Source organism: Nocardioides sp. LHD-245 (genome assembly GCF_030929495.1).
In the GTDB taxonomy this organism is placed as follows: domain Bacteria; phylum Actinomycetota; class Actinomycetes; order Propionibacteriales; family Nocardioidaceae; genus Nocardioides.
In genome coordinates, this window is sequence record NZ_JAVFWN010000010.1 from 226,825 (window position 1) to 251,845 (window position 25,021).

Sequence of the window (25,021 nt, forward strand, 5' to 3'; positions counted from 1 at the left end):
TGACCAGACCAGCGGGCCACGCCCCCGGAGCACGTCAGGCGGCGGCGACCTCACGCGCAGTGAAGTGGGTCTGGGGGGCGCCGCACCAGCAGGTGAAGTGGATCTGGAAGCCGTCGGCGACGTTGTCGAGGCCGGTGAGCTGGTCGGGGAAGATCAGCTCGCGCCGCTCGCAGGACGTGCAGTGGTGGGTGAACATGGGAGGCCTCCTTCGAGCATCCGGGAAGATCGGTGACCCTTCTATTCTCCGGCGCGGCGAGCGCAAGGGGTAGGCTCTCTTTCCTGCCGTTCCCCTAGGGATCCCCTAGGGCTCCGGACAGGGAAGGGACGCGCCGATGCTGTCGCTGCACCAGCTGACCTGCTTCCTGGCCACCTACGAGCACCGGTCGCTGACCCGGGCTGCCGAGGAGCTGGGCTACGCGCAGCCGTCGGTGTCGGAGCAGGTGCGCACCCTGGAGAGGCACCTCGGCGTACCGCTCTTCCGGCGGGTCGGGCGCGGGGTGGTGCCGACGACCGCGGCGGACACCTTCCGGCCGCACGCGGAGAGGGTGCTCGCGGCGGCCGACGAGGCGCAGAGCGCGGTGGCGAGCATCCGGTCGTTCGAGACGGGGACGATCCGGTTCGGGATGTTCGGCGTCGCCCGGCTGTACGGCGGAGCGGGCCTGGTCGCCGACGTGCTCGAGCGCTATCCCGGCGTCCGGGTCGAGCTGGTGGGCCGGCACTCGATGGACGTGCAGGAGAACCTGCGGCGCGGGCACCTGGAGGCGGCGATGATCGCTGTGGCCGGGCTGTCCAGCGAGGGCATGGCGATCACGCCGATCGCCCGCGACGAGCTCGTCTACGTCTCCGCCGACCCCACCCGCCTGACGTCACCGATGACGGCGAAGCGGCTCGCCGAGGCGCCGCTGGTCATGGCGGAGAGCACCTACCGCGACTCCGACTCGGCGCGGATCGTGCTGCGTCGGATGCTGCACGAGGCCGGCTACAACCCCGGCACCCGGATCGAGGTCGAGGACGTCGAGACCGCGGTCGAGCTGGTCGGGCGCGGCCTGGCCGACACGGTGACCAACAAGGGCGCGGCGGTGCAGCTGCTCCCCCGGCTGGCGCCGGACGCCGGGTGGGTGTCACTGCGCCCGCGGCTCTACGACACCTTGGCCATCGTGCACCGGGCGGGCGCGACCCTCTCGCCGGCGGCCCGGCTGATGATCGAGCTCGCCACCCAGCGGATCCAGGCGATCATCGAGCCGGTCTGACCCGCCCGAGGACCCGGGTCAGCAGGTCAGCCCGTCCTCGGGCACGGTGCCGTCGATGAGGTACCCGTGCACGGCGTCGTCGATGCAGCTGTTCCCCTTGTTGTACGCCGTGTGCCCGTCGCCCTCGCGGCTGACGAGGACGCCCGACTCGAGCTGGTCGGCCATCGCCACCGCCTCCTCGTACGGCGTTGCGGGGTCGCGCGTCGTACCGAGGACCACGATCGGCGCGGCGCCCGAGCCGTCGATCTGCAGGTCCGGCTCGTCGGTGGAGGTGAAGGGGATCCCGTCGCACGCGGTGAGGCCCCACGCGAAGACGTCGCCGAACGTGGGCGAGGCCTTCTCGAAGTCGGCGAAGTGGGCGGGCACCTCGTCGGCGGTGATCGACCAGGGGTCGTCGAGGCAGTTGATGACCGAGATCGCCTCGAGGCTGTTGTCGGTGTAGGTGCGCTTCTCCCGCGAGCCGTAGAAGTCGGCGAGCACCAGCAGCGTCGAGCCGTCGCCGTCGAGCGCCTGCTGCAGGCCCTGGTCGAGGAAGCTCCAGTTGTCCTCGCTGTAGAGCGGCAGGATCAGGCCGTAGAACGCCAGCCCGACGGTCAGCTCGCGGTCCTCACCGTCGCTGGTCGGCAGCGGCTTCTCGTCGATGCTCGCGAGCAGGTCCTTGATCGTCTTCAGGCCGGCGTCGACGCTGTCGCCGAGGAAGCAGTCGCCGTCGTCGACGCAGTTCTGGAGGTAGGAGCGCAGCGCGGTCTCGAAGCCCTTCGCCTGGCTCAGCGCGCCGTCGCGGGCCGACAGCGACGGGTCGACCGCGCCGTCGAGCGCCATCCGGCCGACCTTGTCGGGGAACAGCTCGGCGTACGTCGCGCCGAGGCGGGTGCCGTAGGAGAAGCCGAAGTAGTCGAGCGTGTCCTCGCCGAGCGCGGAGCGCAGGACGTCCATGTCACGCGCGGCCTCGACCGTGCTGACGTGGCCCCCGACCGCCCCGGAGCGGGCCGCGCAGCCGGTCCAGAACTGCACGGAGTTCTCCTTCGACTGCTCGACCTCCTCCGGGGTGTCCGGGTCGGGGTCGGCGGCGACGTACGCGTCGAGGGCCTCGTCGGTCAGGCAGTCGACGGGCGCGGAGTCACCGGTGCCGCGCGGATCGAAGCCGACGATGTCGTACGCCGCCCGCAGCTCGTCGGCGAAGTAGAGCTCCGCGTCGGTGACGGTGTCGGTGCCCGGCGCGCCGGGACCGCCCGGGTTGACGACCAGCGAGCCGATCCGGTCACCGGTGGCCCGGGTGCGCTCGACCGCGAGCTGGAGCGAGCCGTCACCCGGGTTCTGGTAGTCGATGGGGACGTCGACGGTGCCGCACTCGTTCTGCTCGCACCGGGTCCAGGCGATCTCCTGGTCGTAGAAGTCCTCCAGGACGCGGCCGTCCGGCCCCTTGGTCGTCCCGGACGGCCCGGCCTTCACGCCGGAGCCGGGCGCGTCGTCGTCCCCCGAGTCGCTCAGCAGGGCGACGCCGACACCGACCGCCCCTGCCACCACCAACGCCCACACGGTGACGACCGCGACGATCAGGGTCCGCTTGCTCACGCATTGCTCCTCATGATGTGGGGGTCATGTCGGCCAGGTCATGCTGTCGGCATCACCGTTGTGGTGCCTTCAATGCCACCATCATCGACTCCAGGGCCAAAGCCACCGGCACGTTGAACTCCAGCATCTGCTCGCGCGCGGCGAAGATCCAGCCGATCCGGCGCAGGTTGAGCTCGGGTGTGGAGGTCTCGACGATGGCCTCCACCTGGTCACGGATCTCCTCGTTGACCAGCGCCCCGGGCGCGCCGCTGGCGAGCGCGATGGCGTCGCGGTAGACCGACATCAGGTCGGTCAGGCCGCGGTCGACGACGTCGAGGTGGCGCCGCTTGGCACGGGTCCGCTGGCCCTTCTCGAGCGCGGCCAGCGCAGGGGCGTACTCCCGCGGGCGCCGACCCCGCTCGACCACGCCGTACGCCGCGTCGAGGTCGGTCTTCTCGCGGGCGTCGAGCTCGGCGGTGATCGCGTCGGCCTCGTCCTTCGCGGTCGAGGCGAGCCGGGTGGCGGCGTCCATGCACCGGCCGAGCGAGGTCAGCCGCGCCGGCATCGACACGACCTCCTGCCGCCGGGTGCGCACCGCCTCGTCGAACGCGAGGGCGCGGGCCCGGCCGATGTGGCCCTGGCTGGCCCGGGCGGCGTACGACGCCAGCGGCTCCGCGACGCCGCGCGCGACCAGGAAGCCGGCGACCCCCTCGGCCGTCGGAGTCGAGAGCGTGACCAGTCGGCAGCGGGAGCGGATCGTGGGCAGCACGTCCTCGACGGTGGGCGCGCAGAGCATCCACAGGGTGCGGCCGTTGGGCTCCTCGATCGCCTTGAGGAGCGCGTTGCAGGCCTGCTCGGTGAGCCGGTCGGCGTCCTCGACGATGAGGATCTGCCAGCGATCGCCCATCGGGCTCAGCGACGCGCGGCGGACCAGGTCGCGGACCTCGTCGACGCCGATGGAGAGCTTCTCGGTGCGCACCACCGACACGTCGGCGTGCGAGCCGGCGAGCACCGTGTGGCAGGCGTGGCAGCCGTCGGGGCAGTCGGGCCCGGACCCGCCCTGGGGGCACTGGAGCGCCGCGGCGAACGCGATCGCGGCGTTGGAGCGGCCCGAGCCCGGTGGGCCGGTGAACAACCACGCGTGGGTCATGCCCTGCCCCGCGACCGCCTGCTGGAGCGCGGTGACGACGGCACGCTGGCCCACGAGGGTGTCCCAGACGGTCACGGCGCACTCCTGGTCGCCTGGCCGAGCAGCGGCTCGATCCGGGCGGCGATCTCGGCCGCGATCTCCTCGATCGGCGCCCGCGCGTCGATCACGGCGTAGTGCTCGGGGTTGCGGCCCGCGAGCTCCAGGAACGACCCCCGGACCCGCTGATGGAACTCCAGGCCCTCGCCCTCGATCCGGTCGCGGCCCTCGAACCGGCCCAGCCCTGCCTCGGGCTCCAGGTCGAGCACGATCGTCAGGTGTGGGCGCAGATCGCCGGTCGCCCACCGCGAGACGTCCTCGAGCTCGTCGCGGTCGAGCGCGCGGCCGGCGCCCTGGTAGGCGAGGGTCGAGTCGACGTACCGGTCGGTGATGACCACCTCGCCCCGCGCGAGGGCCGGGCGCACCAGGGTCTCGATGTGCTCGGCCTTGTCGGCGAGGTAGAGCAGGAACTCGGTCTTGTGGGCGAGCTCGCCGGTCTCGGGGCTGAGCACGATCCGGCGCAGGTCCTTGCCGACCGGGGTGTCGCCGGGCTCGTGGGTGAGGCGCACGGCGTAGCCCCGCCCGGTCAGCCGGTCGTGGAGCAGCCTCGACTGGGTCGACTTGCCGCCGCCCTCGCCGCCCTCGAAGCAGACGAAGACACCGGTGTCGGCGTACTGGCCCGGCCAGTGGCGGCTCGCGGAGGAGGTCACGAGGTGAACCTACGAGACGGGAGCGACACCTGCCACGGGCGGGGGCCGGGGCACCCCGCTCGACGTACCCTTCCGAGTGTCATGAGGACCCGGGTCGCCATCGTCGTCGCCCTGCTGCTGGCGGCCGCCGTCGTCGCCTGGTGGCTGCTGCGCGACGACCCCACGGACCACCGGCTCACCCGGCCCGAGGACCTGTCCGCCGCGACCCGGGCGATCGCCGAGGCGGTGCCGGACGCCCTGCGGGAGTCGGGCACGCCGGGCGCGGAGGTCGCCGTGACCGAGGACGGCGAGGTCGCGTGGAGCCAGGGCTTCGGCGTGGACCGTACGACGGTCCTCCAGGCCGGCTCGATCTCCAAGTCCGTCGCCGCGGCCGCCGTGCTGACGCTCGCCGAGGAGGGGCTGGTCGACCTCGACACCCCCGTGACGGCGTACCTCCGCACCTGGTCGCTGCCCGGCGACTTCCCCGACCCCGACGCGGTGACCCTGCGCCGGCTGCTGTCCCACACCGCCGGCATCGGCACGCCCGGCTACCTCGGCCGGCCCGCCGCCCGGCCGCTGCCGACGACCGCGCAGGCCCTCGACGGGATCTGGCAGTCCGAGGAGGTGGACGCGTACGCCTACTCCGGCGGGGGCTTCACGATCGCCCAGGAGGTCGTCGAGGAGGTCACCGGCGAGCCCTTCGCCGAGACCGTCGGGCGCACGGTGCTGGCGCCGCTGGGCATGACGAGCAGCGGCTACGCCTGCACCCAGGGCGGCCCCGAGGCCGGCGCCGGCTACCGGTACGCCGAGGCCGCCGCCGCGGGTCTGTGCACGACCGCCGACGACCTGGCCCGGTTCGCGGCCTGGCTCGGGTCGGACGACCCGCGGGCGGTCGCGATGCGCGCACCCGCCGCCGGAACCGGCGAGCACTACGGCCTCGGCACCGAGATCGACGGCGACACCGTCGGCCACCTCGGCGTCAACCGCGGCTTCCACGCCGAGCTGCGGGTCGACCCGGCGGCCGGGGTCGGCCTCGTCGTACTGACGAACGGCGACCGGGGCGGCGAGGTGGTCGACGCGGTGTTCCGCGCCTGGCACGACGCCGGCTGACCCCACCTGTCGGGCGATTCCTGCAACCCCCGCGACTCAGGACTTCTTGGCGGCCTTCTTCGCGGCAGTCTTCTTCGCCGTCGTCTTCTTGGCAGCGCTCTTCTTCGCGGAAGTCTTCTTGGCGGCGGTCTTCTTCGCACCCCGCTTGGTGGCCTTCTTGGCCGGACCCCGCTCGCGGCGCTCGGCGAGCAGCTCGGCGGCGCGCTCGAGGGTGATCGACTCGACCGAGTCGTCCTTGCGCAGGGTCGCGTTGTACTCGCCGTCGGTGACGTACTCCCCGAACCGGCCGGCCTTCACGACCACCGGCTGCCCGGAGACCGGGTCGTTGCCCAGCTCCTTGAGCGGCGGCGCCGCGGCGGCGCGGCCGCGCTGCTTGGGCTGGCTGTAGATCTTCAGCGCCTCGTCGAGGGTGATCCCGAAGATCTGGTCCTCGCTGGTGAGCGAGCGGGAGTCGGTGCCCTTCTTGAGGTACGGGCCGTAGCGGCCGTTCTGGGCGGTGATCTCCTCGCCGTCCTCGCCGGCGCCGACCACCCGCGGCAGCTCGAGCAGCTTCATGGCCTCGTCGAGGGTGATCGTGTCGAGGGACATCGACTTGAACAGCGAGCCGGTGCGTGGCCGGTCCTTCTTCGGTGCGTCCTCGGGGAGCACCTCCGTGACGTACGGGCCGAACCGGCCGTTCTTGGCGACGATCTGCAGACCGGTCTCCGGATGGACACCGAGGTCGATCTCCTCGCCGGACGGGTTGGCGAGCAGCTCCTTGGCCTTCTCGAGGGTCAGCTCGTCGGGCGGCAGGTCGTCGGGCACGTTCGCCCGCTTGCCGGCCGCTGCGCCGTCGTCGCCGGGTCCCTCAAGGTAGGGGCCGTACTTGCCGACCCGCAGGTCGATCCCGTCCTCCGGGTCACCCACCGGGAAGGTCGCGAGCGCCTTGGCGTCGATGTCGCCGAGGTCGTCGACGAGCCGCTTCAGGCCGGCGAGCGTGTCGGATCCGTAGTAGAACTCGGTCAGCTCGGCGACCCGGCTCTTGTCGCCGCGGGCGATGTCGTCGAGGACGTCCTCCATGCTGGCGGTGAACTGGTAGTCGATCAGCCGGGTGAAGTGCTCGGTCAGCAGCCGGACCACGGAGAACGCGATCCAGGCCGGCACCAGGGCGGTGCCCTTCTTGTAGACGTAGCCGCGGTTGAGGATGGTCCCGATGATCGAGGCGTACGTCGAGGGGCGGCCGATCTGCCGGTCCTCGAGCTCCTTGATCAGCGTCGCCTCGGTGTAGCGCGCGGGAGGCTTGGTCTCGTGCCCGTTGGCGGACAGCGAGGCCGCGGAGACCGGGTCGCCCTCGGCCAGGTTGGGCAGCCGGGTCTCCTGGTCGTCCTTCGCGGAGTTGTCGTCGGTGCCCTCCACGTAGGCCTTCAAGAAGCCGTGGAAGGTGATCACGCGGCCGGAGGCGGAGAACACGACGTCCTCGCCGGTCGACGCCGCGCCGCCGAGCCGGATCGTGACCGACTGGCCGACCGCGTCCTTCATCTGCGAGGCGACGGTGCGCATCCAGATCAGCTCGTAGAGCCGGAACTGGTCGCCGGTCAGGCCGGTCTGCGCGGGGGTGCGGAACGAGTCGCCCGCCGGGCGGATGGCCTCGTGCGCCTCCTGGGCGTTCTTGACCTTGCTGGCGTAGGTGCGCGGCGCGTCGGGGAGGTACTCGGCGCCGTACAGCTCCTGCACCTGGGCCCGCGCCGCGCCGATCGCGCTGCCCGACAGCGTGGTGCTGTCGGTACGCATGTAGGTGATGAAGCCGTTCTCGTAGAGCCGCTGGGCCACGCTCATCGTGACCGAGGCGCTCATGCCGAGCTTGCGGCTGGCCTCCTGCTGGAGCGTGGTGGTGCGGAACGGCGCGTACGGCGAGCGGCGGTAGGGCTTGGCCTCGACCGACCGGACGTCGTACGCCGTGTCGGCGAGCGCGGCGACCAGGTCCTGGGCCCGGCGCTGGTCGAGGTGGACGACGTCGGCCCTGGCCTTGAGCTGGCCGTCCTGGCCGAAGTTGGAGCCGGACGCGACGCGGGTGCCGTCGACGCTGTGGATCTTGGCGGGGAACATCCGCTGGTCGTGCTTGCTGCCGGCGTCGAAGGTGCCCTCGAGATCCCAGTAGGAGGCGACCCTGAAGGCCATCCGCTCCTTCTCGCGGTCGACCACGAGCCGGGTCGCGACCGACTGCACGCGGCCGGCGGACAGGCCGGACATCACCTTGCGCCACAGCACCGGCGAGACCTCGTAGCCGTAGAGGCGGTCGAGCAGCCGGCGGGTCTCCTGCGCCTCGACCAGGTCCATGTCGAGCTCGCGCGGGTTGGCGGCGGCCTCCTGGATGGCCGCCTTGGTGATCTCGTGGAAGACCATCCGCTTGACCGGGATGTTCTTCGGCTTCAGCTCGTCGAGGAGGTGCCAGGCGATCGCCTCGCCCTCGCGGTCCTCATCGGTGGCGAGGAAGAGCTCGTCGGCGTCCTTGAGCAGGCTCTTGAGCTTGGAGATGTGGCTCTTCTTGTCGCGGGGCACGACGTAGTAGGGCTCGAACCCGTTGTCGACGTCGATCGCGAGCCGCCCCCACGGCTTGTCCTTGATCTTCGCCGGGGTGTCGGCGGCGTTGTTGGGGAGGTCACGGATGTGGCCGATCGAGGACTCGACGACATAGCCGTCGCCGAGGTACCCGCCGATGGTGCGGGCCTTGGCGGGCGACTCGACGATCACCAGCTTGTGGGACACAGGGACCTTCTCCACTACTCGTTCACTGCCTGATTCGGCGGTGTCACGGTAGCGCGTGTTGTCCAGCGAGCCCTCTCCCGGCGTCCAGAGTGGTCGTCCGTCGGGGTGAGCGAGCGGCTGTAACACGTGGTTCGCTGCACTGGGATCCTCGTTGCCGCTGTAACACGTAGTCCGCCGCTCCAGCAGCCCGTTGTCGTGTGTTCCAGCCCGTTGTCGACGTGATTTCGCGACGACTTCTGGCGAGTAGATCCGCGAACGACGTGTTACAGCGGGTCCGAGCCGCGAGCGCCCCCGCCCGTCCCGGCGGGGTGGTCAGCCGACCTTGATCTGGTCGATGACCGCCTCGTTGGCGCTGATCAGGGCGTCGTCGCCGATCGCGGCCATGCCGATGTAGATGCCGAACTCGCTGGGATCGCCCGTGTCGACGACGATCACGTCGGTGACATCGCCCTCCACCGTGACCTCGGGGTCGGTGACCCGGACCTCGGCGGTGATCCGGTACGCCGGCTTGCCGTCGACGCTGATCTCCTCGTTGGTGAGGTCCGTGCGGCCCGTGAAGCCCCGGTAGACCTTGTCGTTCCCGGTCAGGCACTGCATGACGACCTCGGCCGCGGTGGCGATGTCGTCGAAGCCGTTGGCCTTCGCGAGCCCGCCGACGCCGGTGAGGGTGACCCAGCTCTCGTCGACGTTGGCGTACTGCAGCACGAGCCCGTTGGCGAAGTTGAGCTCCACCTGGTCGCCCCCGACGAGGGCGTGGTCCGGCTGGCGCGGGATCGTCAGCCGGCCGCCGGTGAGCTCGGTGGCCGCGGGGTCGAGCGTGGCCGACGGGGCCGGCGCGCCGCCCGTGCACTGGATGCCGGTCGGCCGGACGGTGCTCGACGACCCGTCGCTCGGGTCGGGCTCGTCGGACTCCTCGGTGCCGTCGGTGCCCTCGGTCGGCTCGGACTCGTCGGTCTGCGAGCTGTCGTCGTCGGCCTTCTTGTCCTCGTCGTCCCCCACGAGCGCACGGATGCCGAAGAAGCCGCCCACGCCGAGCAGCACCAGCGCCACCACGGCGGCGATCACGATCAGGACGGTCTTGTTGCCCGACCCGCCCCCGCCCGGCGTGGGCGTGGGGCTCCACTGCTGGCCGTAGCCCCCGCCGACCTGGCCTCCGTAGCCGCCGTAGCCGCCCTGGTCGCCGTAGGGGCTGGGCGGCGGTGGGGGCGGCGGCGAGGCCGGCACGGCGCCGTACGGCGCGGGCGGCGCCACGGTGGGCTCCGCCGGGGGCGGAGTCGCGGCCGCGCCGTCGGGCCGGGCTCCGCCGGACGGCTGCGTGGTCGTCATCTGGCTCCACGCCTGACCGTCCCAGTAGCGGTAGGTGTCGGGCGCGCCCGCGGGGTCGGGGTACCAGCCTGCGTTCGTCACGGAGACCAGCCTAGAGCTCCGCGGTCAGCCCGCGGGCCCCAGGAAGCCCTCGGCGACCAGCTCGGCGAGCTCGGGGAGGTAGACCTCGCGCAGGCTGGCCGGGTCGCGGTCGAGCAGCTGCCCGACGGCGTCGACCAGCGGACCGACGGGCAGGTCGCCGTCGCAGGCCCCGGCGACCGCCGCCACCACCGTGTCGACCTGGCGCGCCCGGCGGAAGCCGCGCTGCTGGCGCAGCACGATGGTCGCCGGGTCCTCGGCGCCCACCGGACCGCTGGTCTCCTGGAGGACGTCCTCGCGGAGCACCAGCCGGGTGTCGGCGTCCAGGGCGCGCGCGGCCCGCGCGGAGTCGGCCCAGGCAGCGATCGCCGGCGCGATCGGCTGCTCGACGTCGTAGGGCCACTCGAGGAGGTCGCGGGCCAGCGCACCGGGCGCGGCGCCCTCCCGGCGCCGCAGGTTGATCCAGCCGAAGCCGATCCCGCCGACGCCCTGCCGCTCCAGCCAGGACAGCCAGGTGTCGTAGCGCTGCGCGTAGGCCGCCGGGTCGCCGCCGGTCGCGGGGTGGTGGCCGGAGTCCTTGAGCCACAGCTCGACGTACGACGCCGGGTCGAGCACCTCGCGCTGGACGACGAGGGCGTCGCACTCGTCGGGCAACCAGGCCGCGAGCCGCTCGTCCCACGGCCGCTCGCGGTCGATCACCCAGTTGGCGAGGACCTGGCACCAGCCGCCGTCCGTGAGGTGGTCGGGGGCGGTGCGGACGATGTGCTCGACGACCTGGTCGCCGGGCAGGCCGGAGTCCCGGTAGACGAGCCGCTCGCCGGTGGCCGGGGAGATCACGAACGGCGGGTTGGTGGCGATCAGGTCGAACCGCTCCCCCGCCACGGGCGCGAAGAACGAGCCGTCCCGGACGTCGACCTTGTCGTCGACGTCATTGAGGGCCGCGTTGAAGCGCGCGATCGCCAGCGCCCGCTGGTTGACGTCGGTGGCGACCACGCGGTCGCTGTGGGTGGCCAGGTGCAGCGCCTGGACGCCGCAGCCGGTGCCGAGGTCGAGCGCCGTGCCGACGTCGTGGCGCAGCGTCAGCTGGGCCAGGCTCGACGACGCGGGGCTGATCCCGAGCACGTAGTCGCCGGTCACCGCGGTGGCGATGCCGTCGAGACCGGGGGTCAGGTCGCTGACGACCCACAGGTCGCCCTCCTCCGACCCGTAGGGGCGCACGTCGAGTCGCGCCGCGACCTCCCCCACGCTCCGCGCCAGGGCGCCGGCGTTGGCGAGCGGATCGACCAGGCCCGGCAGCGCCCGCTCGGCGTCGGCCACCGAGACCGCGGTCTGCAGGAGGAAGAGCCGGATCAGGGTCGCCAGCGGGCTCCCGTCCGTCGTACGACGACGCCCCGGTGTCGTCTCGTTGCGGGACAGCGCCTGGTGGGCCTCCGGTCCGAGCAGCTCGCTGACCGCGTCGTAGGTGAAGTCGGCGGCGAGCAGGGCGTCGCGCAGCGGGGCGGCGAGGGAGGTCGGCAGCACGGGGACAACGGTAGAGGTAGCCCCCGTGCCGCGGTCAGCGGCGGATCTTGACCTTCGTGACACCGCCGGTCACGGTCACGACCGTCTTGGTGACCGCCTTCTTGCGGATCACCTTGAGGCCCTTCTTGGTCAGCTTGACCTTGACCTTCGCCTTGCCGCCCGCCGGCACCGCGTAGGGCGCGGGCTTGGCGATCTGCTTGCCCTTCACCGCCATGGTCAGGGTGCCGGAGCAGGGGGTGGCGCTGAGGCACGCGACGGTGAGCCGGACCTTCTTCTTGGCGACCTTCACGCCCTTCTTGGGCGACTTCACCCCGGCTGCGGCACCGGCGATGGCCGGGACGAACTTGTCCACGCCGAACGAGCGGGTGGCGTAGACCGCCCCGGACGCGTCGACGGACATGCCCTGGTCGTCGGACGCCAAGGTGAGGCCGTGCTCGGTGCGTGACACGAAGGCGCCGGCGGCGGTGAACTCGGAGAGGGCGCGCCTGTCGAACACCAGCACATTGCCTTCGGGAGTGAGGTCGACGGCGTAGGGCGTGTCGAGCTGCCCCGGATTGAGACCCGGCCCGCCGAATCCACCGAGGTCGGCGCCGGTGGCCAGGTTGAACCGCTGGATCCGGCTGTTCCCGGAGTCGGAGACGAAGACGGTCCCGTCCGCGCCCACGACCACGTCGTCGGGCCGGTCCAGCTGGCCGGGCCCGGCACCGGAGGAGCCGATGCTGCGCAGCCACGTGCCGGAGGCCGAGAAGACCTCGACCCGATCGGCGCTGGCATTGGTCACCAGCACCTCGCCCGTCGGGGCTGTGGCCACGCCGAGCGCGACCCCCTCATCGGAGAGGGTGTAGGTGTGGATCTGGGCGCCGCTCGGCGAGAGCGCCACCACCGATGGGCTGCCTGTCGTCGAGTCGGTGACGTACACCGTGCCGTCCGGGCCGACGGCAACCCCCTTGGCCGCAGCGACCCCGTCGAGGGTGGTGCTGCTCAACAGTCCTCCGTTGGCAGCGAGGTGATCGAGGGTCGAGCCGTAGACCGACCACAGGGTGCCGTCTGGGGCGGCGGCCACGTCAGCGTCGCTCACCGCGTCCCAGGTGGTGCCGGCACGGACGTAGCCAGCCGAGCCCGCGTCCGCGGGCGGCGCCGAGGCGAGCAAGCCGACGACGAGCGCCACGACCGCCCCCACCGTCGCCGCGAAGGCGGAGCGCCGCCGCGCCCGACGACCTCCGGACCGGGTGGCCGACACCACCACCGTCGAGGACTGCGACACCATCGAACCCACCTCACACGCGATACCGGTTGTCGCGGCACCGTGCCCGCCTCCCGCCGGGACGAAACCTGAGCTCACCCAGGCGTCGCTGCGTTGCGTACGAGCCGACGTGCCAGCACCGGGATCACGATCGCGGCGGCGACGGCGTGCAGCGCCATCAGGATGAGTGCCGAGGCGACGTCGAAGCCGAAGGTCGCGTCCGGCACGACCGACAGCACGGTGAGGGCGACGGTGGTGCGGACGAACGTCGAGCGCGGGCGACGCGCCCGACGGGCGAGGACCGCAGCCAGGACGACGCCGAGCATCGAGAAGACGAAGGTCAGCTGGGTGAAGGCCAGGACGGGGAGGCTGACGCCCGAGCCGTCGGCGAACGAGACTCCCGCGGCCGAGGCGACGGCGGCGAGCGTGGTGGTGACGACCGAGGCGACGGTCGCCGCGGCGAGCCCGTGCCGCCAGACCGTCGGCCGGACGGACGCGGCCAGGGAGGGAACGGCGAGGTCGGTGGTGGTGGACATGAGCTTCTCCTGGTGGTCGGTGGCGCCGCCCGGTGGCGGCCCCTCTGCGTTCTCCACGAACGCCTTCCACCCGGTACGACGGTCCGCCGCGGAAAAACTGGTCGCGATCCCACCCTGGCGGGCTGTCGCATCCGTGTGGTGCCGTTCGTGGAGAGGCAGGAGGCGGTCATCGGGACCGCCCTGATCGAGGAGACGACATGACGAACTACCTGATGTCCGTGCACGGGCCCACCGAGCTGACCGACGAGTTCTACGGCTACGGGTCGAAGGAGGAGATGGAGCAGTCGTTCGCCGACACCGGGGCCTTCAACGAGCGGCTCAAGGCGGACGGCTATTGGGTCTTCGCCGGAGGCCTCGCGCCCGCCACGACCGCGACCGTGGTCGACGGGCAGGGCGAGGCGCCGGTGGTGACCGACGGCCCCTATCTCGAGACGAAGGAGGCCATCGGCGGCTTCTGGGTGATCGAGGTCCCCGACCTCGACACCGCGCAGCGCCTCGCCGCCGACGCGTCCAAGGCGTGCCGGGGCAAGGTCGAGGTCCGTCCCTTCGACGGTCTCGCCTGAGTCCAACTGCCGGCGTGCGAGGGTCGTCGCGTTGGCCGCCTGTACCACGGTGTCGTCGGCGTGGCTCACGACCAGATGGGCGCACATCGGTCTGAGTGCGTTGGCTTCGCCACCGACGACGCCAACTGCAGATGGAAGGACCGAGCAGCCTCACGAACTGGGCGCCTTACCTCGTCATGCTCCACTGGCCGCGCCACGATGCAGGTCAACAGCCAGGACTTGTCACGCCTATAACAACCTGTGTGGCGGAATTCTCCGCACAGTTCGCAGCCACCAAGCCCTCTTCACTCATTGACGACGATAAGAGTTCGCAACCTTCACCAAAGCCGAATGAGGAGCGAATTCACCTTGTTTCTGACGAAAGACCGCCCGCCACGAGAAAGGCGCGTCCGAACCGCCGTCCTCGCGATCCTCGCAACCGGTTTCGCATGGGCTTCACTGGGTCCAACACCAGCAGTCGCCGACCCCTATCCGGTCGACGGGGGACCGGATCGTGGGCAACACAGCTACTGCTTCGACGGTGCCCACCCGATGAACACCGACGTACACACTCGCGCGCTGTCGACGATGGCGAACGTGGACGCCCAGACCGCCGTCACGACGGTGCAGCACGCACCCTGTCGAGCACGCACCGATGTTCGATTCCAACAGCGCCCCATCTCGCCCGGCGTGATCGGATACGCGCCATGCGCCGCACGGGTCGTAGGTAGCACGGACTGTGACGTTCGCGATGTGCGTGTCTACTGGGCTGAGATTGAACGACTGTCCGCGCACCCGAAACGGGAAGCGCGACACACTCTCTGTCATGAGGTAGGCCACACCCTCGGGGCATCCCACTACGAGAGTTGGCTGGTGAACCCCGACGGAACGTGGGCGACGAACAGCTGCATGATCAGCGGTCTGGCCGATGACGGTTCCTTGTGGACACGGTCATACGGACCTCACCACATCGCTCATATCAATGCATGGTTCAGCTAGGAAGGCACGACGATGCGAAAGAAGATGATTGCCGTGGCGACGGCCGTGCTCCTGGCTACGACTGCGGGATGCGCCTCCACCCCTGCGGCTGAGAGACGATTCGCATCTGGACCGCAGGAAGCACCTACGGCCCCTACTGAAGGTGCATCGAGCGTTCTGAGCAGACTTCGCGAGGGACTCAACTACGTCGTCTACCCCTCCCCCGACAAGCTCGTCGAAGACCGAGGGGCTGCCTACGTGGGCGAGGTGCACGAAGTACGCGAAGGACGGACACTCCTGTCCAAGACAGACGGCGGCTGGACACGAGACAACTCTGTGGTCATCACGGTCAGAGTGACCCGGGAACTCCGAGAGCTGAAGGGTGCCAGTGCGAACGACATGATCTATGTGTCGATGCCGCGTGGCGTCAACGCGGTCACTGCCGACGGCACCGTGATGGGAAGCGACCCCAATCCCTCCATCGAGGAGCTTCGACGTTCGATTCCGAACGGCCTCGAGGTTCTGGTGATGGCAGGAGCCATGGACCCTGACCTCGCGCTCGCCAACCCGTCGACAACGGTCGAGAAGGACCCTCGCGTCGCTCCTGACGACGCGCTGCTCCTTGACGGCTTCCATCCACAGACCGTGGTGTTCGACCAGGGAACCAAACCGCTCGACGCCTGGCCCGACTACACCTTCGGCGAACTGGTCGCTGCAGCGACGGATTGAGCAAACCGAGGAGCGCAGTCGCACAGGAGCTATGCGGGGTGGCCGAGCCGGCGATCTCCATCAAGGATCGCCGGCTCGGCCCGGCGGCCCGCCGTTAGCGGCGCACCTTGACCTTGACCTGAACGCTGGCGGCATTGACGGCGGCGTCCCCGCCATAGCCCACCACCAGCTTGTGCTTGCCGGCCTTGAGCTTCTTGAGCTTCACGACGACCGTGCCGCCGGCGAGGACGCCGGTGCCGACGACCCTCCCCTTCGCGGTGACGGTGACCGTGCCCGTCGCGCCGCGGGCCGAGGACACGCTGACCCGCAGCTTCCCCTTGCGCCCGGCCCGCAGCTTGCCCTTGGCCTTCGCGGTGACGGTCGCGCCGGCCTTGATCGCGGTGAGCGCACCGCCGAGGGAGCTGCTGCCGGAGAGTCCGCCGGGCAGGCCGCCGCCGGTGCTGCCCAGCGGGCCGGTGCCGGTCGCGGCACCGCCGCCGGACCCGGCCGCCGCACGGGTGAAGGACTGCCAGGCGCCGTACGTCGTCGAACCACCGGTCGGGGTGAACCTGCCGCGCCAGTAGTACGTCGTCCCGGGCATGAGGAGCGGGAACTCGGCCTCGTTCCAGTCGGTCCACAGGTAGACCGCCGGGTCGCCGCCCCCGTAGGGCAGGGACTTCGTCCACTGCACGGTGCTGCCGTTCGTGCTGAGGTCGACGCCGATCGAGCCGGGCTGGTTGTTGGTGATCGCCTGGAAGTAGGAGACGAAGCCGTACTGCGTGACCCCGCCGTCGGGGTCGGTCGCGGTGTTCACCGTCGACGGGGTGTCGTAGAGGACCTGGTGCGGCGCGCCGGGCTGGCCGCTGCCTCCGGCCCCGAAGACGTAGATCGGCGCCTGCAGGCCGACCGTCGCGTCGTTGTTGCCGTCGATGGTCTTGACGCCGATGCTCAGGTTCGCGCCCGACAGCGGCTGGCTGGCCTTCACCGGGAACTGGAACTCCCAGTGGTGTCCCTGGGCGACGCCCCACAGTCCCGCGTCGCGGTCGTTGTAGTAGGCGCCGCCCTGCAGGTTGCCCCAACCCGGGCAGTTGCCCTGCGGCGCGGCGCCGCCGCTGCCGTCGTACCCGCACCGGATCTGCTGCGAGGTGTCGAAGGTGACGCCGGCCGGCAGGGAGATGGTGGGGTGGAAATAGGTGCCGCCCGCGCACGGGTTGCCCATGCCGTAGACCGCGTAGTGGATCCAGAACGTCTGACCGACCGCGGGTACGCCGCTGTCCGGGTCCGCCCAGTAGCCGGCGTAGGCCCCGATCCCGGCCTCCGTGTACGGCGTCCCCTGGATCAGGCCGAAGCAGTTGATCACCTGGGTGTAGCCGATGCCGCCGTCGTACCAGCCGCCCGGCTCGTCGGCGGCCGCGGGCGGAGGCCGGAGGAGGCCGGTCCCGAGAAGGAGGGCGACGAGGACGGCGAGGTAGCGCAGGCTTCTGGTCACGCTGTCATTCGGCCAGCAGCGGGCCGGGTGCCGCGTCAGGGTCGGACCCCAATGTTGGGGCCCGAGGCTGTGGGCATCGGTTGTCACCGACCTGCCGTCGACAGGGCCGACCTCCCCCTACGGCGTTTCGTGCGATCACCCGCGATCTCCGGCGGGGGACGCCGGTGGCGTGTGGTCAGTCCTGCCGAGCGGTGACGCGCTACTTCTGTCCCGAGGGCTTGCTGCCCTTGGACGCTCCCGGAGCCGGTCCACGCGGCGGGGTGGCCAACTTGCTGACCTGTTTGGAAGAGGAGCCGTAGCCGCCGCGCTTCTCGAGGTCCATGGTGTGCCGAACGGTCTTCCTGATCCCGGTGGCCATGGGTTCCTCCTCACGCGTCGATGTACTCAAGGTACTCGATCTCCTCCCAGCGTACGAGCAGACCGCCAGCGCCGAGTCGAACGGTGCCGTCCGGTTCGAAGCGGAACTCCCCGGTCGCGGGGTCGAGGTCAGCGCTTCGGGCCAGGAAGATGTCCTGCTGCTCGGGGTACCCAGCCGAATAGGACTTCATCTCGCCGTAGGTCGCATAGGCGCCACCTATCCAGGCACCAGTCTTCAGTTTGATGCGAACCCAGCCATCCCGCTCCCCCTGGAACAGGTAGTCCCACGCCCGGGGTGCGGGGTCTGGGCCGGTGATCCAGCGTGGCCACTCGGATCCGCTGCGAGTCCCCACCCCGACCAGGGTGCCGATCAGCAAGGGCGCCGCGACGTAGACTGCGGTGACGAACCAGAGACACAGCGGGTTGGAGTCACCCGACGCGATTGACGGCCACTTGGTCGTCCCCAGCCAGTAGGAAGCAGGGGCGAGCGCCCCATGGATGATCGCGGAGGCGCCGACGAACCGGAAGATGCGGTCGCTCAGCCCGATCCCCCAACGCCCGGCCATCCGCTCGAACGACCAGATGTACAGGGCGCCCGGGATCAGGGCGACCAGGAGCACGGCGGCTGCCTCGAACGACGTGGGCATGCGCTGACGCTATGCAGTAGGTCCGACATCAACGCCAGGGTCGCCAGTCCCGTCCGACCCCGGTTGCGCGGCCTCGGTCAGCGGATCAGCTTGGCCTTCTTGGTAGTCGTCGCGCCGGTCGTCGCCGTGAGCACCACCGTGACCTTCACCGTCCTGGTGCGCTGGAGGAGTTTGCGGGCGGCCTTCGTCAGCTTCACGCTCACCTTGCCGGTGCTGTTGACCCCCACGGCGTAGCCGCCGGTCGCCAGCTTCTTCTTGCCGGCTTTGACGACGACAGTGCCCGAGCACGCCATCAGCCCGCCGCCGCAGTTGACCGCGAGCTTCGCCTTCTTGCGCTTCTTGTCCGCCTTGAGCTTCTTCTTGGCACTCACCGGCGGCTGCGCGTGCGGGACGAGTTGCGAGTTGGCGCCGACGTTCACGTTGGTCACCCAGAGGTTCTCGCGCGGCACTCGGACGATCGAGTTGTTGGTCTCGTCGGTGAACCAGATCGCGCCGTCGGCGCCGTACGTCACGGACGTGGGCTCGTAGTTGCCGACCTGCACGACCGCGCCGACGCCCGCGGCGTTGACGTGCCCGATGCCCTTCGCGGCACCGACGCTGGTGAACCAGACGTTGCCGTCGGCCCCGGTCACCAGGCTGCGCGGAGCGGTGCGGTCGCCGGTGCGGATGGTGCCGACCTGGTTGTTGTCGCCGACCCAGCCGACATTTCCGTCACCCGGTGAGGTGAACCAGGTGCCGGACGACGAGCGGCCGAACCAGATCTTCCCGGACGGACCGGTCGCGACCGAGTAGGGGTAGGTGGCGTTCGCCGGCAGCGGGTAGGCGACACCACCGTTGCCCGCCGCGTTCACCTGGACCAGCTTGTCGCCGTCCTGGCACCACATCAGGCCGTCGCGACCGCGACCGAGCGCGCCGTCGCATTCGGGTGCGTTCGCATCCCAGTTGCTGCTGTTGCCCACGATCTTGGCGATGCCGTCCTCGTCGAACGACATGGTCACCCAGACCCCGTCGGGGCCGACGCGGACCTCTTCGCCATAGGGCTCGGGGTACGTCACCCAATCCTGCGCGGCCGGATTGCTCGAGGGGAATCGGACCACCTTCCACCCGCTGTCCGAGACCACCCAGACGTTCCCGGCGGCGTCCACGTCCAGATCCTTGACCAGGCTGCCTCCCGTGGTCTGCGCCGGGAGGCTGTACTCGGTGATCGCACCCGCGAGCGTGATCCGGCCGACCTTGTTCTTGTCGCGCTCGACGAACCACATGTCACCGTTGGGGGCGGTGGTGATCCGGCGCAGTCCGGCCGCGCTGGTCGGCACCGGGAAGACCTGGAAGCCACCGGCCTTCGCAGCTTGGCGTGGCGCCGGAGGGCTGGTGGCGTCGGCGGCCGCTCCCGGCACACCCAGACCGGTGATCGAGAGGGCCGGAAGGACGAGGATCCCCGCCGTCATCGCCCGGCGCAGCCGGGCACGTCGCATCGTCATCGCGCGCTCCTTCAGGGAAGGGCACGACCCTTGGCGCGCCCCGAGAAGACAGATCGGGCCGCCCACCTACCCGGCCGGGGTACGACCAAACCCTCGGCCCTCCGCCTCCCGGCGGAGACGACGAACGACCGCGCCGGCGACGACCACGAGGGTCGCCGCCGGCGCGGCCAGGAGGCGGCGCGTCCTCAGGCGGACTCGACGGCCGCCGGCTCCGGAGCGTCGTCGCCGATCGTGGAGACGCGCTGCTTGGAGATGTAGACCGCGGCGAAGATGCCGGCCGCCGCAACGACGGCGATCAGGATCCGGAGGAAGTCGTTCTCGTTCTCTCCGTAGGTGAGGCTGACGACGGCGCCGACGATCAGCAGCGAGACCAGGTTCATCACCTTGAGCAACGGGTTGATCGACGGGCCGGCGGTGTCCTTGAACGGGTCTCCCACCGTGTCACCGGTGACGGTGGCCGCGTGCGCCTCCGAGCCCTTGCCTCCGTGGTGTCCGTCCTCGACCAGCTTCTTCGCGTTGTCCCAGGCACCGCCGGCGTTGGCGAGGAACACCGCCATCAGCGTGCCGGTGGCGATGGCACCGACCAGGAAGCCGGCGAGCGGCCCGACGCCGAGTCCGAAGCCGACGGCCACCGGGGCCAGGATCGCCAGGATGCCCGGTGTGGCGAGCTCACGCAGCGAGTCGCGGGTGACGATGTCGACGACCCGGCCGTACTCCGGGCGGGCAGTGCCCTCCATGATCCCGGGGATGTCGCGGAACTGGCGGCGCACCTCCATCACGACAGCGCCCGCCGCCCGGCCCACCGCGTTGATCGCCAGGCCAGAGAACAGGAACACCGCGCAGGCGCCGAGGAGGGCCCCCACGATCAGCTTGGCGTCGTAGACCAGGAAGTCCTGGTCCAGGATGTCGCCGACCTCGGCATACGCGCTCTGCGTGTACGACGCGAACAGGGCACTCGCCGCCAGGACGGCTGTCGCGATGGCGATGCCCTTGGTGATCGCCTTGGTCGTGTTGCCGACGGCGTCGAGCTCGGTGAGGATCTGCGCGCCCTCCTCGCTGACGTCGCCGGACATCTCGGCGATGCCCTGGGCGTTGTCGGAGACCGGGCCGAAGGTGTCCATCGCGACGATGACGCCGACCGTGGTGAGCAGGCCGCAGCCCGCCAGGGCGACGGCGAACAGCGCGAGACCGGTCGAGCCACCCGCGAGGAGCGCGGCGCCGAACACCGCGGCACCGATCACCATCGCGGTGTAGACCGCGGACTCGAAGCCGACCGAGAGTCCGGACAGGATGACCGTCGCGTGGCCGGTCAGCGAGGTCTTGGCGACGTCCTTGACCGGGCGGTGCTCGGTGCCGGTGAAGTAGCCGGTCAGGGCCAGGATCGCGGCGGCGAGCACGATGCCGATCACGACGGCACCGGCGGCGAACACCGGCGGGGACAGGTCGGCGGTGGCCCCGGAGCCGAGCTCACTCCACTCGCCGGGGAGGTAGACGAACGCGGCGATCGCGCTGGCCACCGCGCCGACCGCGGCGGAGAGGTAGAACGCCCGGTTGATCGTCTTCAGGCCGCTCTCACCGGCCCGCGGCTTGGTGAGGTAGACGCCGGCGATGGCCGACAGGGCACCGATCGCGGGGACGATGAGCGGGAAGACCAGGCCCTTGTCGCCGAAGGCCTGCGAGCCGAGGATCAGCGCGGCGACCAGGGTGACGGCGTACGACTCGAAGAGGTCGGCGGCCATGCCGGCGCAGTCACCGACGTTGTCGCCCACGTTGTCGGCGATCGTCGCCGCGTTGCGCGGGTCGTCCTCGGGGATGTTCTGCTCGACCTTGCCGACCAGGTCGGCGCCGACGTCGGCGGCCTTGGTGAAGATGCCGCCACCGACGCGCATGAACATCGCGAGGAGGGCGGCGCCGAAGCCGAAGCCCTCCAGCACGTTGGGCGCCGCGCTCTGGAAGACGATCACGACGACGCTGGCGCCCAGCAGGCCCAGGCCGACGGTGAACATGCCGACGAAGGCGCCGGTGCGGAAGCCGATGTTCATCGCGGGGTCGCGGCCCTGCTCGTTGGCGGCGGCCGCCACGCGCAGGTTGGCGCGGACGGCGAGCGACATGCCGAGGTAGCCGACCGCACCGGAGAACCCGGCGCCGACGAGGAAGAAGACGGAGCGGAAGATCCGGACCGCCCACTCCGACTGGAGACCGTCCGCGCCGTCGGCGGTGTGCGCCGGCAGCGCCAGGAGGACGACGAACGCGATGGCCGCGAAGATCGTCAGCGTCCTGAACTGCCGGGTGAGGTAGGCGTTCGCCCCCTCCTGCACGGCCTGGGCGATGCGCTGCATGTTGGGGGTGCCCTCGCCTGCGCGCAGCACCTCCGATCTGAACAGCGCGGCCATGGCCAGGGAGCCGAGAGCGATCACGGCCACGATCGCCACGAGGGCGAGATCGCCCCCGGTGACTTCGACATCGACGACGAACGGACGGGGCATACGACTGCCTCCTGCGGGGGTTTCAGGGTCGGCCACGGGGGCCAGGTCTGAGATCGTGCCCGGAGTCTACGCAGACTGTGGCGTAGAACACATGAAGGTTGTGACCGGAGTCACAGCTTGGGATGGCGCGAGCGCGTCGCTCCTTCGTCGCGCCTCGCTGCCGCGCGCGCAGTTGCCTCGGCCTGTGGTTACGCCCGCCTGGCCGCCAGACGGCCGGCCCCCAGGGCGACGGTGGGTCAGACCGAGGCGGCTTCGGGCGACTCGTGGATGACGAAGACCTTGGCGAGGCCGGTGATCTTGAAGATCTTCAGCAGCCGGTCGGCGTTGCAGACGAGCTCGAGGGAGCCGTCGTGGGCGCGGACCTTCTTCAGGCCGCCGACGAGCACACCGAGGCCCGTGGAGTCGAGGAACTCGACCGCCTGCATGTCCACGACGATGTCGTAGACGCCGGCGGCGACCAGCTCGGTGATGGTGTCACGCAGCTTGGGGGCGGTGTAGACGTCGATCTCGCCACCCACGGCAACGACGGTGCGCCCACCGACCTCGCGCGTCGACAGTGTCAGATTCACGACCTCACCCCGGCTACCTCACCTACGTCTGGTGGCACTTATCAAACCATGCCGACCACACACACGCGCAAGGAGCGGACATGCCGTCGGTATGCCTGAGCCACGTGTCGGGGGTCCGGGGGAGAATCGGAAGCATGACCGCGCAGCCCGATCTAGGCCCCCCGTTGGTCGCCCCGGCCCCGCGCCGCGACCCCGGCGCGCTCCTGGACCGGCTGGCGGCTCTGCCCTCGCGCGCGGACCGGTTGACCCATCGCGCGCGGGTCCCGGCGCGGCCCGCGATCAGCGCGGCGTGGCCCGGCTGGGTCGACCCGGACCTGGTGACGGCGTACGCCGCGCGAGGCGTCGAGCTGCCCTGGCGACATCAGATCGAGGCCGCCGAGGCGGCCCACCGCGGCGAGCATGTCGTGGTCGCCACCGGCACCGCGTCCGGCAAGTCGCTCGCCTACCTGCTGCCCGCGCTGACCGACATCCGTGGCAGCCGAGGCTCGCGGGGGCAGCGCGGGGCCGCCGTGCTCTACCTCGCGCCGACCAAGGCGCTCGCGCACGACCAGTGGGCGGCCATCCGCGAGCTCGGCCTCGACGTGCGGGTGGCGACCCACGACGGCGACAGCACCGCCGAGGAGCGCGAGTGGACTCGCGACCACGCGGAGTACGTCCTCTCCAACCCCGACATGCTGCACCGCTCCCTGCTGCCCGCCCACGAGCGGTGGACGCCCTTCTTCCGGTCCCTGCGCTATGTCGTCGTCGACGAGTGCCACCACTACCGCGGCGTCTTCGGCGCCCACGTCGCCCAGATCCTGCGCAGGCTGCGCCGGGTCTGCGCCGCCCACGGCGCCTCGCCGACCTTCGTACTCGCCTCCGCCACGGTCGCCGACCCCGACCTGACGGCCCGCCGGCTGACCGGCCTCGAGGTGACCGCCGTGACCGAGGACGGCTCGCCGCGCGGCGCGCTCGAGCTCGGGCTGTGGGAGCCGCCGCTGACGTCGTGCCAGGGCGAGAACGGCGCGCCGGTGCGTCGTCCGGCCACCGCGGAGACGGCCGACCTGCTCGCCGATCTCGTGGTCGAGGACGTCCGGACCCTGGCGTTCGTGCGCTCGCGTCACGGCGTCGAGACGGTGGCCCGCCGGGCCGGCGAGCTGGTCGCGGAGGTCGATCCGGCCCTGGCCGGGCGGATCGACTCCTACCGCGGGGGCTACCTGCCCGAGGAGCGCCGGTCCCTGGAGCAGGACCTGCGCAGCGGACGTCTGCTCGGCATGGCGGCCACCAACGCTCTCGAGCTCGGCATCGACGTCAGCGGGCTCGACGCGGTCGTCGTCACCGGCTACCCCGGCACCCGGGCCGCCTTCTGGCAGCAGATCGGCCGGGCGGGGCGCGACGGCGGCGGCGCGCTCGGGCTGTTCGTCGCCCGCGACGACCCGCTGGACACCTACCTCGTCCACCATCCCGACGCCCTGCTCGGCCGCCCGGTCGAGGGCACGGTGTTCGACACCGACAACCCCTACGTCCTCGGGCCGCACCTGTGCGCCGCCGCGCAGGAGCTGCCGGTGACGGTCGCCGACGCCGAGCTGTTCGGACCCCGGATGCGGGAGGTGCTCGGCTCCCTGGTCGAGCGCGGGCTGCTGCGCCGCCGGGCGGCCGGCTGGTACTGGACCGACCGGGCCCGCGCCGCCGACCTCGCCGACATCCGCTCGGCCGGCGGCGCCCAGGTGCAGCTGGTCGAGGCCGGCACCGGCCGCGTGGTCGGCACCGTCGACGGCGGCCGCGCCCACAGCGCCACCCACGAGGGCGCGGTCTACCTGCACCGCGGCGAGACGTGGCTCGTCGAGTCGCTCGACCTCGACGAGCACGTCGCGACCCTGCACCGTGCCGACGTCGACCACACCACCACCGCCCGTGAGGTCACCGACATCGAGATCGTCGAGGAGCGCGAGCACGTCGACTGGGGGCCGTGCCGGGTCTCCTTCGGCGCGGTGGAGGTCACCAGCCAGGTCACCTCGTACCTGCGCCGCCGCATCCGCACCGGTGAGGTGATCGACGAGAAGCCGCTCGACCTGCCGCCGCGCACCCTCGCCACCGCCGCGATCTGGTGGACCGTGCCCGACGGTCTCGTCGTCGACCTGCTCGCCTCCGCCGGGCTCTCCCTCGCCGACCTGCCCGGCGCCGCGCACGCCGCCGAGCACTGCTCCATCGGCCTCCTCCCGCTCTTCGCGACCTGTGACCGCTGGGACATCGGCGGCGTCTCGACCGCGCGGCACCCCGACACGGGCGTCCTCACCGTCTTCGTCCACGACGGCCACCCGGGTGGCGCCGGCTTCGCCGAGCGCGGCTACCGCACGGCGGCGGCCTGGCTGCGGGCCACCCGCGCCACCATCGCCGCCTGCGAGTGCGCCACCGGCTGTCCGTCGTGCATCCAGTCGCCCAAGTGCGGCAACGGCAACGACCCGCTCGACAAGGCCGGTGCCGTCGCGCTGCTCGACGCCCTGCTCAGCGAGGCGCCGTCCGCCACCGCCGACCCGGAGTAGCCTG

19 protein-coding genes are annotated in these 25,021 nt (G+C 71.2%); 5 read left to right on the forward strand and 14 right to left on the reverse strand.

Going from position 1 to position 25,021, the window contains the following annotated elements; translation table 11 throughout:
- Window positions 1-34: 34 nt before the first annotated feature.
- Window positions 35-196: a hypothetical protein gene (locus RB608_RS16065; RefSeq protein ID WP_308089045.1), complete on the reverse strand. Its 162-nt coding sequence runs from the start codon at window positions 194-196 to the stop codon at window positions 35-37.
- Window positions 197-332: 136 nt separating this feature from the next.
- On the opposite strand from RB608_RS16065, the gene RB608_RS16070 reads away from it, so the two are divergent.
- Window positions 333-1,250, forward strand: coding sequence for a LysR family transcriptional regulator (locus RB608_RS16070; RefSeq protein ID WP_308089046.1), 918 nt, complete (start codon window positions 333-335; stop codon window positions 1,248-1,250).
- 18 nt (window positions 1,251-1,268) lie between these two features.
- Here RB608_RS16070 and RB608_RS16075 read toward each other — a convergent pair whose 3' ends face one another.
- The 3 genes from RB608_RS16075 to tmk are packed head-to-tail and all read right to left on the reverse strand — an operon-like array spanning window position 1,269 to window position 4,700.
- Complete coding sequence (locus tag RB608_RS16075; RefSeq protein WP_308089047.1) at window positions 1,269-2,825, reverse strand: alpha/beta hydrolase; 1,557 nt, start codon at window positions 2,823-2,825, stop codon at window positions 1,269-1,271.
- 52 nt (window positions 2,826-2,877) lie between these two features.
- Window positions 2,878-4,029 (reverse strand): DNA polymerase III subunit delta', encoded by a 1,152-nt coding sequence (locus RB608_RS16080; RefSeq protein ID WP_308089048.1) that lies wholly within the window; start codon window positions 4,027-4,029, stop codon window positions 2,878-2,880.
- Window positions 4,026-4,700: a dTMP kinase gene (tmk, locus tag RB608_RS16085; protein WP_308089049.1), complete on the reverse strand. Its 675-nt coding sequence runs from the start codon at window positions 4,698-4,700 to the stop codon at window positions 4,026-4,028. Before tmk ends, RB608_RS16080 begins: the two co-directional genes overlap by 4 nt.
- Before the next feature lie 81 nt (window positions 4,701-4,781).
- Between tmk and RB608_RS16090 the strand changes: the two genes are divergently transcribed.
- Window positions 4,782-5,789 carry a serine hydrolase domain-containing protein gene (locus RB608_RS16090; RefSeq protein WP_308089050.1) on the forward strand — a complete coding sequence of 336 codons (1,008 nt, stop codon included), beginning with the start codon at window positions 4,782-4,784 and terminating at the stop codon, window positions 5,787-5,789.
- Between the two features lie 36 nt (window positions 5,790-5,825).
- Here the strand turns inward: RB608_RS16090 and topA are convergent, their stop codons facing one another.
- From topA to RB608_RS16115, 5 genes are all read right to left on the reverse strand, one after another.
- Window positions 5,826-8,534 (reverse strand): type I DNA topoisomerase, encoded by a 2,709-nt coding sequence (gene topA, locus RB608_RS16095; protein ID WP_308089051.1) that lies wholly within the window; start codon window positions 8,532-8,534, stop codon window positions 5,826-5,828.
- Between the two features lie 312 nt (window positions 8,535-8,846).
- Entirely contained in the window at window positions 8,847-9,941 is a 1,095-nt protein-coding gene (locus RB608_RS16100) for a DUF2510 domain-containing protein (RefSeq protein ID WP_282402401.1), read from the reverse strand.
- Between the two features lie 24 nt (window positions 9,942-9,965).
- Complete coding sequence (locus tag RB608_RS16105) at window positions 9,966-11,459, reverse strand: class I SAM-dependent methyltransferase (protein ID WP_308089052.1); 1,494 nt, start codon at window positions 11,457-11,459, stop codon at window positions 9,966-9,968.
- 34 nt (window positions 11,460-11,493) lie between these two features.
- Window positions 11,494-12,726 (reverse strand): NHL repeat-containing protein, encoded by a 1,233-nt coding sequence (locus tag RB608_RS16110; protein WP_308089053.1) that lies wholly within the window; start codon window positions 12,724-12,726, stop codon window positions 11,494-11,496.
- Window positions 12,727-12,797: 71 nt separating this feature from the next.
- The gene (locus RB608_RS16115) at window positions 12,798-13,295 is read right to left on the reverse strand and encodes a DUF6069 family protein (RefSeq protein ID WP_308089054.1); all 498 of its coding nucleotides are present in this window, start codon (window positions 13,293-13,295) and stop codon (window positions 12,798-12,800) included.
- A gap of 140 nt (window positions 13,296-13,435) precedes the next feature.
- Here RB608_RS16115 and RB608_RS16120 point away from each other — a divergent pair, with 140 nt between their 5' ends.
- Together RB608_RS16120 and RB608_RS16125 are read left to right on the forward strand one after the other, a co-directional pair.
- On the forward strand, window positions 13,436-13,801 hold the full coding sequence (locus RB608_RS16120) for a YciI family protein (RefSeq protein WP_308089055.1): 366 nt from the start codon (window positions 13,436-13,438) through the stop codon (window positions 13,799-13,801).
- A 1,215-nt stretch (window positions 13,802-15,016) separates the two neighbouring features.
- A complete protein-coding gene (locus RB608_RS16125; RefSeq protein ID WP_308089056.1) occupies window positions 15,017-15,487 on the forward strand; it encodes a hypothetical protein in 471 nt (156 codons plus the stop codon).
- A 94-nt stretch (window positions 15,488-15,581) separates the two neighbouring features.
- On the opposite strand, the gene RB608_RS16130 is transcribed toward RB608_RS16125, so the two are convergent.
- From RB608_RS16130 to RB608_RS16150, 5 genes are all read right to left on the reverse strand, one after another.
- Window positions 15,582-16,955 carry an Ig-like domain-containing protein gene (locus tag RB608_RS16130; protein ID WP_308089057.1) on the reverse strand — a complete coding sequence of 458 codons (1,374 nt, stop codon included), beginning with the start codon at window positions 16,953-16,955 and terminating at the stop codon, window positions 15,582-15,584.
- A 368-nt stretch (window positions 16,956-17,323) separates the two neighbouring features.
- Window positions 17,324-17,959, reverse strand: a complete 636-nt coding sequence (locus tag RB608_RS16135) for a DUF6338 family protein (RefSeq protein ID WP_308089058.1) — start codon at window positions 17,957-17,959, stop codon at window positions 17,324-17,326.
- A gap of 77 nt (window positions 17,960-18,036) precedes the next feature.
- Window positions 18,037-19,440 carry a hypothetical protein gene (locus RB608_RS16140; RefSeq protein ID WP_308089059.1) on the reverse strand — a complete coding sequence of 468 codons (1,404 nt, stop codon included), beginning with the start codon at window positions 19,438-19,440 and terminating at the stop codon, window positions 18,037-18,039.
- Between the two features lie 185 nt (window positions 19,441-19,625).
- On the reverse strand, window positions 19,626-21,926 hold the full coding sequence (locus tag RB608_RS16145) for a sodium-translocating pyrophosphatase (RefSeq protein ID WP_308089060.1): 2,301 nt from the start codon (window positions 21,924-21,926) through the stop codon (window positions 19,626-19,628).
- A gap of 236 nt (window positions 21,927-22,162) precedes the next feature.
- On the reverse strand, window positions 22,163-22,495 hold the full coding sequence (locus RB608_RS16150) for an STAS domain-containing protein (RefSeq protein WP_308089061.1): 333 nt from the start codon (window positions 22,493-22,495) through the stop codon (window positions 22,163-22,165).
- Between the two features lie 134 nt (window positions 22,496-22,629).
- On the opposite strand from RB608_RS16150, the gene RB608_RS16155 reads away from it, so the two are divergent.
- A complete protein-coding gene (locus RB608_RS16155; RefSeq protein WP_308089062.1) occupies window positions 22,630-25,017 on the forward strand; it encodes a DEAD/DEAH box helicase in 2,388 nt (795 codons plus the stop codon).
- Window positions 25,018-25,021 lie beyond the last annotated feature (4 nt).

Excerpts from the sequence above, each read along its gene's own strand:
- RB608_RS16070 (WP_308089046.1), top strand. The coding sequence starts at position 333 with ATGCTGTCGCTGCACCAGCTGACCTGCTTCCTGGCCACCTACGAGCAC.
- RB608_RS16110 (WP_308089053.1), bottom strand. The coding sequence starts at position 12,726 with ATGGTGTCGCAGTCCTCGACGGTGGTGGTGTCGGCCACCCGGTCCGGA.
- RB608_RS16140 (WP_308089059.1), bottom strand. The coding sequence starts at position 19,440 with ATGACGATGCGACGTGCCCGGCTGCGCCGGGCGATGACGGCGGGGATC.
- RB608_RS16145 (WP_308089060.1), bottom strand. The coding sequence starts at position 21,926 with ATGCCCCGTCCGTTCGTCGTCGATGTCGAAGTCACCGGGGGCGATCTC.
- RB608_RS16065 (WP_308089045.1), bottom strand. The coding sequence starts at position 196 with ATGTTCACCCACCACTGCACGTCCTGCGAGCGGCGCGAGCTGATCTTC.
- RB608_RS16120 (WP_308089055.1), top strand. The coding sequence starts at position 13,436 with ATGACGAACTACCTGATGTCCGTGCACGGGCCCACCGAGCTGACCGAC.
- RB608_RS16155 (WP_308089062.1), top strand. The coding sequence starts at position 22,630 with ATGACCGCGCAGCCCGATCTAGGCCCCCCGTTGGTCGCCCCGGCCCCG.
- RB608_RS16090 (WP_308089050.1), top strand. The coding sequence starts at position 4,782 with ATGAGGACCCGGGTCGCCATCGTCGTCGCCCTGCTGCTGGCGGCCGCC.
- RB608_RS16135 (WP_308089058.1), bottom strand. The coding sequence starts at position 17,959 with ATGCCCACGTCGTTCGAGGCAGCCGCCGTGCTCCTGGTCGCCCTGATC.